Origin of the sequence: Veillonella seminalis, assembly GCF_003992065.1 — a bacterium.
GTDB classification, from domain to species: Bacteria; Bacillota; Negativicutes; order Veillonellales; family Veillonellaceae; genus Veillonella_A; species Veillonella_A seminalis.
In genome coordinates this window covers 1-14,428 of sequence record NZ_RQUZ01000006.1, presented here as the reverse complement: position 1 = coordinate 14,428, position 14,428 = coordinate 1, and the positions used below count along the sequence as shown (strand labels likewise).

Here is a 14,428-nt window from a genome sequence, read left to right as displayed (position 1 = left end):
CACCGATAATCCTAAGTTTACCCCAGCACTATAAATACGGAATGCTCAAAACCCGAAAGTCTTGTGATATCCGTCAAAGTACCGTGCTCAATTCGTTCATCTTCATAGCTGAGTCGTTCTAAAGCCACCGACTTCGTATCGGCCGGCCAGCCGTGCTCCATTAAAATTTGAGCAATCGCCGCCGGATTATGTTCCTTATCCGTCAAAAAGCCAAGCTTACGCCCCGCTTCATAACGAAGTGATTCCTCTTTCGGGACACGACCGTGAAAACTCAACAAATCCGCATCCTGCCACACTTCGCCGATACGAGCAAAGGCAAAGGTCATGGAACTGATGCCCGGCACCACATCAATCGGCGTATCAGGGAACTTCTTCTTAAGATACGGCAATAAGCTGTAATAGCCCGTATCACCGCTTACCATGACAACTACATCATGGCTCTTAAGCTGTTCTTCAATCCAAAGAGCTAATTCAGTGAGCTTACCGGTAACCGAATGCGTGAGCTGCCCTTCGTGAGCAAAATCCAATAAAGACCGTTCACTCCCGACGAGTACCTTGGCTTCTTCAATTAATTTAAGACCGCGCGGTACCACATAATCGGGATTCCCCGGGCCGATACCTACAACGTAGAGGGTATTTGCCAATGCTCTTCACCTCCGATACGCTTAGCCGTTTCATCGACCGCCAAAATTTCGCCGTCCAACGTAGCAATAATAATACCGACTTCCGCCTCATTCGCAATATAGCGTTCCGAGCGCATAGATGCTCTGTCTGCTACACGCTGATAAACGCTCGTCAAATGCTCGCGTGCCAGAATCGGCATAGCCGCTTCCGTGGTGCGACACTCCATAATTTCATTAGCCACTTTAGTAGAAGCACCATCCAGTGCCGCATAGGCTACGAGAGTCTCCATTCGGCCGTCACTCATACGATTATGGGTATGAAAACTGCCGGACGCGAGTTTTATAATCTTACCGATATGACCGATAATAACAATCTTTTTAAAACCGGCTTTCACGCATTGCTCCAGCATGAAGCCGATAAAATTAGACGTTTCCGCCATCTGATTAATGGCAATTCCCAGCACATTCTTGGCCAATTCCTGACCGATACGCCCCGGTACCAACACAGCCGTTTCATAACCGGCCGCTTTCATAACTGTGAGCTGAGGTACCAAAGAGTTTTTAAAACCTTCTTCACTCATGGGCTTCACAATCCCGGTTGTGCCGATAATGGAAATACCGCCTTCAATGCCGAGCGTACTGTTCAGCGTTTTCTTCGCCAGTACTTCCCCGTTTGGCACCGATACCGTCACGATAACGCCTTGACCGGCCGTGCAAAACTCATTAAATACGGTGGTCATCATGATGCGTGGTCCCGGATTAATGGCCGGTTCTCCCGGTGGCATAGCCAAGCCCGGTTTCGTTACAGTGCCGACGCCGAAACCGGCTCGAAACTGCAACGTGCCGTCATCCGTCAGCTGTACCGTAGTCACCACATCGGTGCCGTGTGTTACATCCGGATCGTCGCCGCCATCTTTAACCACAGTAGCTCGCGCTTCAGTATCGGATAGCACCTCTACCGACTTAACCGGCACTTCAATCGGCGTATCTTGCGGATTAATCACCGTCACACGAGTCGGATACTCTTCCTGCAACAATGCCATTAAAGCTGCCTTCATACCGGCCGTGGCACAGGAACCGGTCGTATAGCCGCCTCGCATAGCCTCAATATCCATTTATACCTCCTTTAGTGAAAGAATCTTTCACAGCTTGATATCATGGTAAAGAGCAGCAATATTACGCTGCTCTTGTGGGCTCTACTTAGGAGCGGAAATTTACAAATTGCAATTCTACCGGTAAATCCTGTTGTTTCAACATTTGAATAACTTCTTGCAAGGAGTCTTTATCTTTGCCGGTAACACGCACTTGATCTTCCATAATCTGTGCCGTTACTTTAAGTTTCATATTTTTAATTAATTTAACCACATCTTTAGCGGTTTCTTTAGAAATACCTTTTTTAATGGTAATCACCTGGCGAACGGTAGCTCCCGATGCCGGTTCCACCTTACCGTAATCAAGATTCTTAAGCGCCACATTACGCTTAACCATCTTGCCTTTAATAACGTCGATTACGGCGTTTAATTTATATTCATCATCAGAAATCACCTTAATAGTTTCCCCTTCAAGACTGATTTCGGATTTGCTGCCGCGAAAATCATAACGAGTACCAATTTCTTTTTTTGCTTGGTTAACTGCGTTATCAACTTCTTGCATATTTACTTCAGACACTACGTCAAACGAACAATCTTTGGCCATGTATATGCCTCCTTTGCTTTTTAAATAGTACTATTATTATATCATATAGGCCCCGTTCCTCACATAGAAAGGTTTGGAAAATTGAACTTTGTATGAAATTTTTTTATACCTTTGCTACAATAGAGATATGAAACAGACACCAGAGGCAGCCACGACTGCCAAAAACACATTACAACAAAATACAGCCATCGAAAATGACAGCCGCACAAATACAAAAGAACCGGCAAATACAGCCGTGCTCGGCGAGCCGCTTTTACATTTAGTTGTTCCAGCTAAGCCAAATGCTCCAAAGGCAATGCGCCTGTCCATCAATCATTTAGTGCGTGGAGCCGGCGTATCACAGGCCATGCGGCGTCGTTTACGGACAGAAGGCCTCGTTTATGTAAATAATCAAACCTCTTCATGGCACAGTTTAGTCGTGCCCGGCGATACGATAACACTTTACTTGCCAAAGCAGGAACCAAACTTCACGCCTTGGGACTATGAAATTCCTATCATCTACGAAGACGAGCACCTGCTCATAATCAATAAACCGACAGGACTCCTCATGCATCCTACATCGACCGAGCGTTTTCATACGGTAGCCAATGCACTCATTCATTATTTTGAAAAAACGAAGCAAACACAAGCTGCTTTCCACCCCGTTCATCGCCTCGACAAGGACACATCCGGCCTCGTGATTATTGCCAAAAACGCCTTAGTGCAGCACAGTTTTACCAAAACGCACACGCCTATCCGCAAAATCTATGAGGCACTGTGTGAAGGCTTTTTCCCGGCAGACTATGCCACCATTCACTGGCCCATTGCACGCAAAGAAGGCAGTATCATCGAACGCACCGTCAGCTCCGTCGGCAAGCCGGCCCACACGGACATTACCTGTTTAGCCCGTCATAAACGGCTATCCCTCGTCCGCTTTGTCCTTCACACCGGCCGAACCCATCAAATTCGCGTACACATGTCACAATTGGGATTCCCACTCGTGGGCGATGACCTCTATGGCGGTTCGCTCAATTTACTTCAAAATCAAGCATTACACGCCATTGGGCTACAATTTGTCCACCCTATGACGCATACGTTCATAACGGTGACCGCTCCGCTCCCCAAAGCCTGGGAACCCTTGATTTCACAGTACTTAAGCCCCAACAAGAATTCTTTTTGACAAAAATTTCATTGTGCCCCACAGCTATACAGTCATAGAGCCCCACTATTATGCATAAATAGCAGTAGCCGTTTAAGAGTCTTCTTGCTATACTTAACTTGATGTATGACATTCCTTATCAGTTATCAGTATTCCATTACAAGGAGGAAATACTATGCCATTAGTTTCAACAACAGACATGTTTAAAAAAGCCTATGAAGGCGGTTATGCTATTGGTGCTTTCAATGTTAACAACATGGAAATTGTACAAGGTATCGTTGATGCGGCTAAAGAAGAACAATCTCCGTTGATTCTTCAAGTATCCGCCGGTGCCCGCAAATACGCAAAACACATTTATCTTGTAAAATTAGTAGAAGCAGCCCTTGAAGATACGGGCTTACCAATCGCCTTACATCTTGACCACGGTGACGACTTTGAAATCTGTAAATCCTGTATCGACGGCGGTTTCAGTTCCGTTATGATTGACGGATCCAAACATGATTTTGAAACCAACGTGGCTTTGACTAAAAAAGTTGTTGAATATGCTCACGCACACGGCGTAGTAGTTGAAGGCGAATTAGGTCGTTTGGCCGGCGTTGAAGACGATGTAAACGTAAGTGAAAAAGACGCTCTCTTCACCGATCCCGATCAGGCTGCCGAATTCGTAGAACGTACCGGCGTTGACTCCTTGGCTATCGCTATCGGCACCAGCCACGGTGCTTACAAATTCAAAGGCGAACCATACCTTGACTTCGAACGTTTGGAAAAAGTAGGTAAATTATTACCGGGCTTCCCTATCGTTTTACACGGTGCTTCCACAGTATTGCCTGAATTTGTTGAAAAATGTAACAAATTCGGCGGCAGCATTCCGGGCGCCCAAGGCGTTCCTGAAGAAATGCTTCGCAAAGCAGCGTCCATGTCCGTATGTAAAATCAACATCGACACCGACCTTCGCTTAGCTATGACAGCCTCCATTCGTGAATTCTTTGTTAACAACCCATCCGAATTTGACCCTCGTAAATACTTGGGACCTGCTCGCGATGCGATCAAAGGCATGGTACAGCACAAAATTAAAAACGTATTGGGTTCCTCCGGTAAATTATAATCGTAAAACTCTCAGGCTACAGTTATTTAAAATCCACTGCACAATTAACTACCGAGTAACCTGAAGTCGGGACAAATACTGACAAAGTATATATCCTAAAACTCTTTATTAGATGTACAAATGTATAATCCATAACTAAAAAAGAAGTAGTTTATCTAAATCTTTAGATTGACTGCTTCTTTTTTTACTGTTATAATGACTTCACAATTAAGAACAACATACAATGCTGACGGATTAGTGGAATTAACCACGTGTATTGTATGCGAAGAAACGCCGACCGTCTGGGCAGAAGATTGCTCAGGCGGTCTTTTGCATATTTTGAAAGCCTTTACCTGCCTTTCAATCATCAAAAGACTACTAGTAAAGCCTATTTAAAAGTATTTATAACTCTTCTGAAAAGACTTTGAGCAACTTCTTTCATTACAGAAAGGATGATTGTATGCGAAATCGTTGGTTAATTGCCTTGGCGGCTATCGGAATTCACATTTCTATCGGCAGTGTCTATGCTTGGAGCGTTTTAACACGCCCTATCATGGCTGCTATGGGTTGGTCCCTTAAAGAAACAACTTGGACCTTCTCCTTGGCTATTTTATTCCTCGGTCTTTCCGCCGGTTTACTCGGCAGTGTGGCTGAAAAAATGGGACCTAAAAAGAGCGGTTTATGGAGTACCCTCTTCTTCGGGATCGGTATGTTGGGCACCGGCTATGCTTTAGAAGCTCACAGCCTTACCTTGCTCTACATCTTCTATGGTGTCATCGGTGGTATCGGCCTCGGCGTCGGTTATATCACACCGGTGTCCACTCTCGTTAAATACTTCCCGCGCAATCGCGGCTTTGCCACCGGTTTGGCTATCATGGGCTTCGGTTTTGCGGCCTTAATCGCCGGTCCTTTAATGCAATACTTAACGGCACAATACAGCTTGGTGCAAACATTCCAAATTCTGGGCGTAGCCTACATCATCATTATGGCTCTTTCGTCCTTATATTTAAAACCACCAACAAACCATGCAGCAACTGTAACTACTGATGCAACTGCTACAAACAGTACTGAAAAAGCACAAACTACTGCAGCTGCTCGCCCGGCTAACACTTTATTCAATCGCGGTATGAACGCTCATGAAGCCATGCGCACTTGGCAGTTCAGTGCTTTATGGTGGATTTTCTTCATCAACATCACTTGCGGTATCGGCTTATTAGCCGTAGCCTCCCCAATGGCTCAGGAAATCGTAGGCATGAACGCTACGGAAGCCGCTTCCATGGTTGGTATTATCGGTCTTTTGAACGGTCTTGGCCGCATCGGTTGGTCCACTATTTCCGACTACATCGGCCGACCTTTTACCTACATGTTGTTCTTCCTCATTGAAATCTTGGCTTTCTTTGCCCTCGGCCATACGAGCAATTCGTTCTTCTTCCAATTCCTCGTATTTGCCATTATTACCTGCTACGGAGGCGGTTTTGCCTGCATGCCGGCTTATCTCAGCGATTTATTCGGCACCAAAGCACTCAGCGCCATTCACGGTCGCGTATTAACAGCTTGGGGCTTCGCCGGTATCGCCGGTCCTATGCTCGTATCCTTCCTTCGTGAAAGCACCAACAGCTACAGCGGTCCGCTCTTCGTATTCAGTGCTTTGTTCGTATTGAACTTGGCCGTAGCTGTGGCACTTAAAGTGTTCACTAAAGATCATCACTTTGAAGCGGAAGAAAAAGTTGTTGAAGAATCATTGAATAACACGTCTGTAACGAGTGCATAAACTTAAAATATTAACATATTAAATCAAAAGACGAAAACATCAGCATTCATTCCTGTTGTTTTCGTCTTTTTTTACTCTTTATTCGAATTGTAATCCCAAATAGTATTTTCAGAGATTTTAGAAACTCTTGATTCTATTTGACCATAAGTTAAATCACTTCTTTCTCAAAATCCTAATGCAGGTTACTCGAATGTATGTTAAAATTAAATATTGATAGGCTGAAGTTAAATATAGCCTTAAATGCGATTGAAAATATTAACTACCATATGAATATCAAGTTGGGAGTATAGTAAATGGTTAACCGATTTTTACAAGGAACTCTTATTCTTACCATTGCCGGCTTTGTGGTCAAGGCCATCGGCAGCATCAACTGGATTTTGCTGTCCCGTGTACTCGGCGGTGAAGGTATTGGGATTTACCAGATGGCATTCCCTATTTACCTCTTGTCGTTGCAACTATCCAGTGCCGGGATTCCGATTGCAATTTCAATTTTAACTGCGGAAAAACTTGCCCGTTTCGATTATCGCGGAGCCCAGAAGGTTTTCAAACTATCCTTCTACCTTCTCTTTGCTACCGGCCTGCTATTCAGTATCCTGATGTGGTTCGGTGCGGATTGGCTTATTTCATCAGGATATATCATTGATGACCGAGCTTATTTAGCCTTACTCGCCTTAGCTCCGGCCATTTTCTTTGTAACACTCATTTCGTGTTACCGCGGCTATTTACAAGGTTGGCAATTAATGACGCCAACTGCTGTGAGCCAAATTATTGAACAATTACTTCGCGTAGTTGTTATGCTCGGGGCTGCGTATATGCTCCTTTCTTACAGTCTCGGAGCCGCCGCCGGCGGTGCCAGCATGGGGGCCGGTATCGGTGCCTTCGGTGCCCTCTTAGTACTTATGTACTACTATTATAAATTACCGAAATCCCCGGAAGACGCTCATAAACAACCGGAAGGTCCCGGCGAATCCTCCGGATCGATTGTAAAACGCCTTATCAAATTGGCCATTCCGATTTCCTTAGCCAGCTTAATGTTACCGTTAGTGGCAAACCTTGATTTGTTTATCGTGCCGCGTCGTTTGGAAGTAGCCGGTTTTACCACTAGCCAAGCAACCGAACTCTTCGGTTATTTAACGGGTATGGCGGTGCCACTCATCAACTTGGCAACAATTATTACGGCTGCTTTGGCAACCAGTATCGTACCTGCCATCTCCAATGCGAATGCGACGGGCGATAAAAAAGGCGTGTACTACCGCACGGCCGGTGCTATGCGCATTACCTTTATGTCAACTGTGCCATTTACCTTAATGCTCTACGTGTTGGCTGAACCGGTAGTAAGCGTTATCTATAACGCACCGCGTGCCGCAGAAGCTACACAGATTACGGCTATTGCCATTTTCTTCTTAGGCATGCACCAAGTAACAACCGGTGTTTTACAAGGTCTCGGCAAACCGACTCTGCCGGTAATTAACATGGGGATTGCCGCTATTTCCAAGGTTATTTTAAACTGGAACTTAACCGCTCTTCCTTGGCTCGGCATTAGCGGGGCTGCCTATGCAACCGTTGCCGACATCGGCGTGGCTGCCCTTTTAAACTTAATTTGGATCAAAAAATATACGGGATATTTCCTTGATTTTTCCCTACTTTGGAAAAACATCATCAGTGCCATCGTCATGGGCGTGGCCATGTTCTTCCTCTACCCGCCGCTTGAAGGCATCATGCATAAATTCTTTGCCATGGCCATCAGCGCCTTTGTGGGTGGTGTAATCTATGTCATCGTTATGGTTCTCTTAAAAGGCTTGAACCGTCACGACGGCGAACGGATGCCTCTAATTGGAAAGTTTTTTAGGGGGAAAGAGTAATGAATTTTTTTAAAACAAAAACGACTGAATCCTATGCAATATTCTTTGTAGGAGCTGCCCTCTTTATGCAACGAATTTCCATGGGTGCCGGTAATGTGTTGTATGGTCTGGCGATTTTATTCTTTTTAATCAGCCTATACAAACAATATAAAAATCACACGTTGAGAGATAATTTTGTAATCAAAAAAGCTCTTCCCTATTTAAAAATCTTAGGGATTGCCATTCTCCTCATAGTGCCGTCTGTATTTGTAAGTGAACACTTGGGAAAATCTTTTAAAGCATTGCTGGAAATTTGGCTTTATCGAGCTTTACCGTTATTTATCATTCCGTTCTGTGCTAAAAGCAAAAAACAAATGTTTTGGCTCTTAGGTGCGGTATTTATCTCATTAAACCTCGATTCTTTATTGGCTTTCTACCAGCATGTATTTTTGAAAAATCCGCGTCCTTCGGGCTTTAGTAATAACCCATTGAACTTAGCTGCGATTCTCGCCATGACCATTCCGGTACAGGTAATTATTATGGCGGAAACTATCTTCCCTATGGGCTTACGAAAATTAGCAGTTGTTTCTATTTTTACAAATATCCTTGGTTTGTTCGGTGGTCAAAGCCGCGGCAGTTGGTTACTGTTAGCATTCACACCGTTCTTCTCGTTTAAGTATTGGCGTAAAAATAAATACTTCCCGATTGCCTATCTCGTAATAGCAGCCATTATCGGTGCTTATGTAGCTTCCAGCCCGAGCATGCAACAACGAATTATATCGACTACCAATATGACGACAGACCGTTCTAATGCGGATCGTATCGTTGTATGGGAATCCGCCGCCATGATGATACATGATTATCCTCTCCTTGGCGTTGGCCCCGGGGAGTTCACCGAAATATATAAAGCACATTATGAATTGCCTGAAAATACACAACGGATGGTACATACCCATAACAACTTCATTCAGGTTACAACAGAATCCGGTGTTATCGGACTTTTAGCTTTCTTAATCTTATTCGGCTACATTGAAGTACGTGCGCTAAAAGATACCTTTAAAGGCAATCCATATGCATACATGCGTCTGGCTGCTACCACGTTCTATTTGCTTTTCGGTCTTATCGATTATACCTTTGATGCTTCAGCCATCATGAAGCTTTACTGGTACTATATCGCTATCAGCTTGAGTTTAGAGGCATTAGCTGAAGATAATTCTGTTGCCGAAATTGCAGAAAACAAACCTTCTAAATCTGACGATAGGGTTTTGGAAAAAGCTTAAAATCTACTTATAGAAATAAAAAACAGAATAAAAAAATAAGAGGGAAGATAAGAATCAAAACTTATCTTTCCTCTTTTAGTTTATTAAGAAATATAAAATTTAAAAATTATAGCGTTTCAATATATTTAATTCCAACTTTGTTTCAATGTGTCGGCTAATTTTGCCGCATCACCTTGTAGAAAATGCCCCTGTACATTCGGCATTGAACTTAACATGGTAATCAATTCCTGTACTTTTTCAGAAACTACGCGGTAAGTTGCATACGAGCCAAAGGAATGTTCCATGCCGAAACACTCAGAAGATAAATCTGCCCCCATTACTACCGCAAGAGCTTTCTCCGGCTGCTTAGCTTCCCAATCAACCAATTCTTTATACATGGTACTTTGCAAGATCTCAACATCAGCACTCCATTGCTTAGTCCAAGTTTTTAAGATTAATAAGGAGTATGCTTTCATATTCCCGGCCCAAATATCGCTGAGGGATTGAGTAATAGTAAGCGCCAATGGGCGTTTTTCCCAATCACATTGAAGAGCCGTCTCGGCAATATCGGTAAAGTATGTTTCATCCTCTTTCATCATCGTTAACGGAGTATATAACAATGACCAACTAATAATGGACGGATGATTTTTATCACGAGTTATTAAGGAGTCTATCGTGTCTTTATGAGTATCCAATAATCTGGATTTAACATCGGCTTTACTGAAGTTCGCCTCGCCCGGTTGCAAATCTTTAGCCAATAAACCGGCTGCCGGCATTTCCGCCACAACCAGAATACCGTTTTCATCAGCCAGCTGTAATACTTCCGGTGAAACCGGACGACCGCTACTGAAAATACAATTACCGCCCATAGCGAGCAACTGTTGAAATTGTTGTTTAACCTGTACGGGATTCGCAGCTAAGGCCATATTCGGCGCTACCAACTCAGTAGCTTTTAACCGAACAACGGTTCCGTTAAGCATCAAGTTACCGCCTTCAACCGCTACGGTACGAATACCTATACGCTGATGATACACATCATGCTGTTTGCCCAAACGGCTCACTTCAAGTTCCAAAGTGTATAAATACCCGTCGCCTACAGTCCAAATATGCGGTTTTTCAACAGTCAACTTGGAATTACCGCCCACACCGGTAGCTACAATGCGACCATCTCGATCGCGTAGTGTTGCCGTCACCAAGCAATTGCCTTGTACATGAGCCATATACTGCACCACAGCCTGTTCAGTAGACAATTCAACCGTCTGAACCATAACATCCGTCAAACGCGTTGTCGGCACAGTATATAAAGTAACATTGCCATAGATACCGGCCGGTACTTCATAATCAAAATTCGGCTGATTTATGCGACGTCCTTTAGGTGATGTAACAGCCTGCCCCGCCGGCAGCGTATAAGCGGACAATTCATTATTTACTTTTACAATAATGCGATTTTCTTCGCCATAGCGTAATTGGCGCGTCACGTTAATAACCGTCGACACAAACGCCCCTTCATGGCGGCCCGCCTCCATGCCGTTGACATACACAACCGCACGATTGCCGATGCCGTCAAAACGCAAAAAGACATCCGAACCGAGCCATCGTTTCGAAATATAAATATTGCGTTCATACCACATAGTACCGCAATAGTTGCGCTCCTCAGGACTTACAAATAAATCCTGCAAAGCCGCCGGTACCGGTACCGACATCTGTCGCGCCACGCCGGTTTCATAGGTTTTATCCTTTGATTTATCAAAGGCAAAAAACCAATTGCCACGCAAATCTATACGGTCTCGAAATGCGTTTGCTACAGGCTGCAATAATTCCATCGTACTCATCAAAGACTCCTCCTATATCTCTTATAAGTATATACTAAATACCTATATCTATTCAATGAATTTATGAAGGAAATTCTGTTTACAATGCACATTTTTTCACCTATACTAAAATAAATATGCAATTTCGAGGGATTATGCAAAAAATGTAAGGAGATTTATTGATGAAACGCCATACTACTATAATTTTTGATTGCGACGGAACGATTTTAAATACATTGGACGATCTCATGGATTCCATGAATTATATTTTGAAAAAACATAATTATCCGACTCGTTCATTAGCGGAAATTCGCAGTTTCGTCGGCAATGGTCTGGGCAAATTGGTAGAACGCAGCGTTCTCACCGGCACCGACCTTACCGTACCACAAGAAAAGCTCGATACCATGCTGACAGAACTGAAAGAATATTATGCTGAACACAACAACGACAAAACTGCTCCTTATGACGGACTCTATGAACTACTTGCTGCTTTGAAAAAAGAAGGCTACAAAATGGCCGTTGTATCTAATAAAGTGCAAGAAGGCGTAACCGCTTTAAACGACCAATACTTCAAAGAATACTTCAACGTAGCCATCGGCGAAACGCCGGATCGAAAACGTAAACCGGAGCCGGATATGGTTAATGCCGCTTTGAAAGAACTTAACAGCACCTCGGAAGAAGCTGTTTATATCGGCGATTCCGAAGTGGATCTACAAACCGCTAAGAACTCCGGACTCCTCCCTATTGCTGTGACTTGGGGATTTAGAGATGAGGAGTTGCTTAGAGAACTGGGGGCTAAACATGTGGCTCATACGCCGGGGGAAGTGTTGGAGATTATAGAGAGATTAAATAAATAGAATGCCTATACCCCCTCCTTGATTCTCAACTCCGAAAGACTTATAATTTAATCAGAAGGTATTATATAAGGAGGTTGTTATTATGAAAAAATGGTTATCTGCACTAGTACTTACCGCTGTGATTGGCTTAGCAGCGTATCCTATGGTTCAAGCATACGGTAACTCCCAAATGAACGGTTATCAGTACGGCGGTCCATGCTACGGATATAATGGCAATAATTATGGGAACAACGATAATAATCGTAATAACATGATGTATAACAATGACGGAAACAATGGCTATGGTTATCATCATATGATGAACTATAACAACAATTCAAACTCAACGTATTGCCATTAAATTCCCGTATTTATTTTTTAATCACTAAGAAGCAATACTAAAACATTCCATTATTTTCTATAATAGTTATAAATTTAAAAATAGACCATAATTAAATTTAAAATTTAATTATGGTCTATTTTTTACCCAATTGATAATTCATCCTTTGATAATTTGGAAATGCATTTTTTTATTGTTTCTACCAATTGATTTAATTTTACTTTTTCTATTTGTTGCTTTTCATTTACTATAATTTTTTTAACTCCCTGTAAAAGCTGCTTTAAATATTCTACATCATTAATTAAGTATTCATCAGAATTATTTATTTGTAAATATATATAATTTAAAATATGAGAAAAACTATCAATTTCAGCAGTGCAAGAATTATTAATAAAGTCAATAGCACTATCACTTGCTGGCAGATAATTTGCAAATGAACGCTCACTATAATAAAGTTCCCTATTTTCTATACAAAATTTGTAAAAATCCGAATCAAATAAACTTCGCTTCTCAAAAAAAGGTATCAGTGATAATTTAATATTTTTATTAACTTTATCCCGCTCTTTTAAAATTTTTTCTACTTCTAAAAATATATTACTACATTCTTCCCTGTAAACATCTATAAACATCCGCTGTGACCAAGAAAATCTATTAAGCTCATCTTCATTATATTCAATTTTTTTGCCGAAATTTTTAAAGCATTTATAAATTCATCAATATTAAAATCTATTTTAGCCCAATATTTAATAGTAACTAAAATATTAATAATCCTACCAAATACATCTACAGAATACATATTATTATTAATTTCAACTAATAATTCCTCTAAAAAGTTTAAAATATCTCTATCGGTGTCAAGAATATCCCATCTTTCATACTTATATATAGACAATCTAGATTTTTCGTTGTTACTAAGTTCTTCTTCAATAAATCGTTCAATCGACAATCGATCAAATGTAGCCGTTTTTATAAAATAATCAATAAATCCAAAACTAAACATATAATTATCAATATCATAATTTTTTTCTGCACTGTTCTTTACTACTTGAAAATTATTCACAGTACTATCACAATCATTTAAATCAATTATACCCAATTTAAATTGTATAGTTCTTACCAGTAAATAAATAAATATATCCGCATACTTATAGCTATATCGAACAATACTAAATCTATTATCTAGTCGCTGCAATTCCATTATAATATTGTCAAAGGAATTCTTTACACTTATTAATATCCTTATATTTTTAAAGTTTAAATTTTCACACTCTTGAATAACTTTAATCTTATTTTCTTTATAAAAGTTTGCCAAATCATTATTACTTGATATAAATATTTCATCGTATACAGTCTCTATATCCGTATCTAGATGAATTTCTAATTTAAATACTTTTTCAAAGTCCTCCAAGTACTTTTTACGAAATAAAACACATTCCGAATCTTCTTTATTATTTTTGTTATTATTTTTAATATATATTTTTCTTACAATATCATTTTCACGATAATATAATTCTTTCTTATTCCCTACGACAATAAGAAAATTTCCATCTCCTTTAGATAAATCATCAACTAATCCCATTATATCTTTTGTATCCGAATTACAACGCTCAAAATCATCTAATATAATAATACTATTTTCTAATTTAATAAAATTACCAATCATAGATGTAACATCAATGTTCATGTCTATGCCAATATTAGATTTAAATGATATTCCCTTTGGAATTAGGTTCTTTATTTTATAAAGTATCTTAGATCTTTTACTATCGTCATCCTTTTCACCTAAAAGTTTTTGATATACTAATTCAGTTTTAATTTGATTACAATTTTTCTTACCATACAAAGAGTAATACAGAATTCTCTTTTTTTGAACGCTCTTTAAATAAGGAATTAAAATGGTTAATTGTAAACTGAAATTGAACATATAAAAAATCCATAGTGAATACCGATTTGTGTTATGATTAATGTCGCTAAAACAAATCTTATACACGAGGTATCGATATCACTATGGACTCTATTAATCATAACAC

At 41.0% G+C, this 14,428-nt stretch carries 13 protein-coding genes and 1 riboswitch; of the genes, 7 read left to right on the top strand and 6 right to left on the bottom strand.

From position 1 onward, the window contains the following. Positions 1-17: 17 nt before the first annotated feature. From cbiE to EO126_RS04950, 3 genes are all read right to left on the bottom strand, one after another. Positions 18-644 carry a precorrin-6y C5,15-methyltransferase (decarboxylating) subunit CbiE gene (gene cbiE, locus EO126_RS04960; RefSeq protein WP_127007812.1) on the bottom strand — a complete coding sequence of 209 codons (627 nt, stop codon included), beginning with the start codon at positions 642-644 and terminating at the stop codon, positions 18-20. After that, complete coding sequence (cbiD, locus tag EO126_RS04955; RefSeq protein ID WP_006555025.1) at positions 620-1,738, bottom strand: cobalt-precorrin-5B (C(1))-methyltransferase CbiD; 1,119 nt, start codon at positions 1,736-1,738, stop codon at positions 620-622. Before cbiD ends, cbiE begins: the two co-directional genes overlap by 25 nt. Positions 1,739-1,823: 85 nt before the next feature. After that, on the bottom strand, positions 1,824-2,318 hold the full coding sequence (locus EO126_RS04950) for a YajQ family cyclic di-GMP-binding protein (RefSeq protein WP_006555026.1): 495 nt from the start codon (positions 2,316-2,318) through the stop codon (positions 1,824-1,826). A 127-nt stretch (positions 2,319-2,445) separates the two neighbouring features. Here EO126_RS04950 and EO126_RS04945 point away from each other — a divergent pair, with 127 nt between their 5' ends. The 5 genes from EO126_RS04945 to EO126_RS04925 all read left to right on the top strand — a co-directional run bounded on the left by EO126_RS04945 (position 2,446) and on the right by EO126_RS04925 (position 9,432). Next, a complete protein-coding gene (locus EO126_RS04945; protein ID WP_127007810.1) occupies positions 2,446-3,477 on the top strand; it encodes an RluA family pseudouridine synthase in 1,032 nt (343 codons plus the stop codon). A 154-nt stretch (positions 3,478-3,631) separates the two neighbouring features. After that, positions 3,632-4,561 (top strand): class II fructose-1,6-bisphosphate aldolase, encoded by a 930-nt coding sequence (gene fba, locus EO126_RS04940; protein WP_127007808.1) that lies wholly within the window; start codon positions 3,632-3,634, stop codon positions 4,559-4,561. A 212-nt stretch (positions 4,562-4,773) separates the two neighbouring features. Beyond that, a riboswitch (ZMP/ZTP riboswitch) is annotated at positions 4,774-4,855 on the top strand. Between the two features lie 145 nt (positions 4,856-5,000). Then, the gene (locus tag EO126_RS04935; RefSeq protein ID WP_225723675.1) at positions 5,001-6,311 is read left to right on the top strand and encodes an L-lactate MFS transporter; all 1,311 of its coding nucleotides are present in this window, start codon (positions 5,001-5,003) and stop codon (positions 6,309-6,311) included. A gap of 293 nt (positions 6,312-6,604) precedes the next feature. Further along, a complete protein-coding gene (locus tag EO126_RS04930) occupies positions 6,605-8,173 on the top strand; it encodes a putative polysaccharide biosynthesis protein (protein ID WP_127007806.1) in 1,569 nt (522 codons plus the stop codon). Further along, positions 8,173-9,432: an O-antigen ligase family protein gene (locus tag EO126_RS04925; RefSeq protein WP_127007804.1), complete on the top strand. Its 1,260-nt coding sequence runs from the start codon at positions 8,173-8,175 to the stop codon at positions 9,430-9,432. The genes EO126_RS04930 and EO126_RS04925 overlap by 1 nt, the downstream gene beginning before the upstream one ends. Before the next feature lie 125 nt (positions 9,433-9,557). On the opposite strand, the gene EO126_RS04920 is transcribed toward EO126_RS04925, so the two are convergent. Next, positions 9,558-11,243: a glycoside hydrolase family 2 TIM barrel-domain containing protein gene (locus tag EO126_RS04920; RefSeq protein ID WP_127007802.1), complete on the bottom strand. Its 1,686-nt coding sequence runs from the start codon at positions 11,241-11,243 to the stop codon at positions 9,558-9,560. Positions 11,244-11,404: 161 nt separating this feature from the next. Here EO126_RS04920 and EO126_RS04915 point away from each other — a divergent pair, with 161 nt between their 5' ends. Both EO126_RS04915 and EO126_RS04910 read left to right on the top strand, forming a co-directional pair. Beyond that, positions 11,405-12,079, top strand: a complete 675-nt coding sequence (locus EO126_RS04915; RefSeq protein ID WP_127007800.1) for an HAD family hydrolase — start codon at positions 11,405-11,407, stop codon at positions 12,077-12,079. Positions 12,080-12,161: 82 nt separating this feature from the next. Beyond that, positions 12,162-12,419 carry a hypothetical protein gene (locus tag EO126_RS04910; protein ID WP_127007798.1) on the top strand — a complete coding sequence of 86 codons (258 nt, stop codon included), beginning with the start codon at positions 12,162-12,164 and terminating at the stop codon, positions 12,417-12,419. A 122-nt stretch (positions 12,420-12,541) separates the two neighbouring features. On the opposite strand, the gene EO126_RS04905 is transcribed toward EO126_RS04910, so the two are convergent. Both EO126_RS04905 and EO126_RS04900 read right to left on the bottom strand, forming a co-directional pair. Further along, on the bottom strand, positions 12,542-13,027 hold the full coding sequence (locus EO126_RS04905) for a hypothetical protein (protein ID WP_127007796.1): 486 nt from the start codon (positions 13,025-13,027) through the stop codon (positions 12,542-12,544). Then, a complete protein-coding gene (locus tag EO126_RS04900; RefSeq protein WP_127007794.1) occupies positions 13,018-14,322 on the bottom strand; it encodes a hypothetical protein in 1,305 nt (434 codons plus the stop codon). Before EO126_RS04900 ends, EO126_RS04905 begins: the two co-directional genes overlap by 10 nt. Positions 14,323-14,428: the final 106 nt, after the last annotated feature.

Excerpts from the sequence above, each read along its gene's own strand:
- EO126_RS04925 (WP_127007804.1), top strand. The coding sequence starts at position 8,173 with ATGAATTTTTTTAAAACAAAAACGACTGAATCCTATGCAATATTCTTT.
- EO126_RS04930 (WP_127007806.1), top strand. The coding sequence starts at position 6,605 with ATGGTTAACCGATTTTTACAAGGAACTCTTATTCTTACCATTGCCGGC.
- EO126_RS04935 (WP_225723675.1), top strand. The coding sequence starts at position 5,001 with ATGCGAAATCGTTGGTTAATTGCCTTGGCGGCTATCGGAATTCACATT.
- EO126_RS04900 (WP_127007794.1), bottom strand. The coding sequence starts at position 14,322 with ATGTTCAATTTCAGTTTACAATTAACCATTTTAATTCCTTATTTAAAG.
- EO126_RS04950 (WP_006555026.1), bottom strand. The coding sequence starts at position 2,318 with ATGGCCAAAGATTGTTCGTTTGACGTAGTGTCTGAAGTAAATATGCAA.
- EO126_RS04915 (WP_127007800.1), top strand. The coding sequence starts at position 11,405 with ATGAAACGCCATACTACTATAATTTTTGATTGCGACGGAACGATTTTA.
- EO126_RS04910 (WP_127007798.1), top strand. The coding sequence starts at position 12,162 with ATGAAAAAATGGTTATCTGCACTAGTACTTACCGCTGTGATTGGCTTA.
- EO126_RS04945 (WP_127007810.1), top strand. The coding sequence starts at position 2,446 with ATGAAACAGACACCAGAGGCAGCCACGACTGCCAAAAACACATTACAA.
- cbiD (WP_006555025.1), bottom strand. The coding sequence starts at position 1,738 with ATGGATATTGAGGCTATGCGAGGCGGCTATACGACCGGTTCCTGTGCC.
- fba (WP_127007808.1), top strand. The coding sequence starts at position 3,632 with ATGCCATTAGTTTCAACAACAGACATGTTTAAAAAAGCCTATGAAGGC.
- EO126_RS04920 (WP_127007802.1), bottom strand. The coding sequence starts at position 11,243 with ATGAGTACGATGGAATTATTGCAGCCTGTAGCAAACGCATTTCGAGAC.
- EO126_RS04905 (WP_127007796.1), bottom strand. The coding sequence starts at position 13,027 with ATGTTTATAGATGTTTACAGGGAAGAATGTAGTAATATATTTTTAGAA.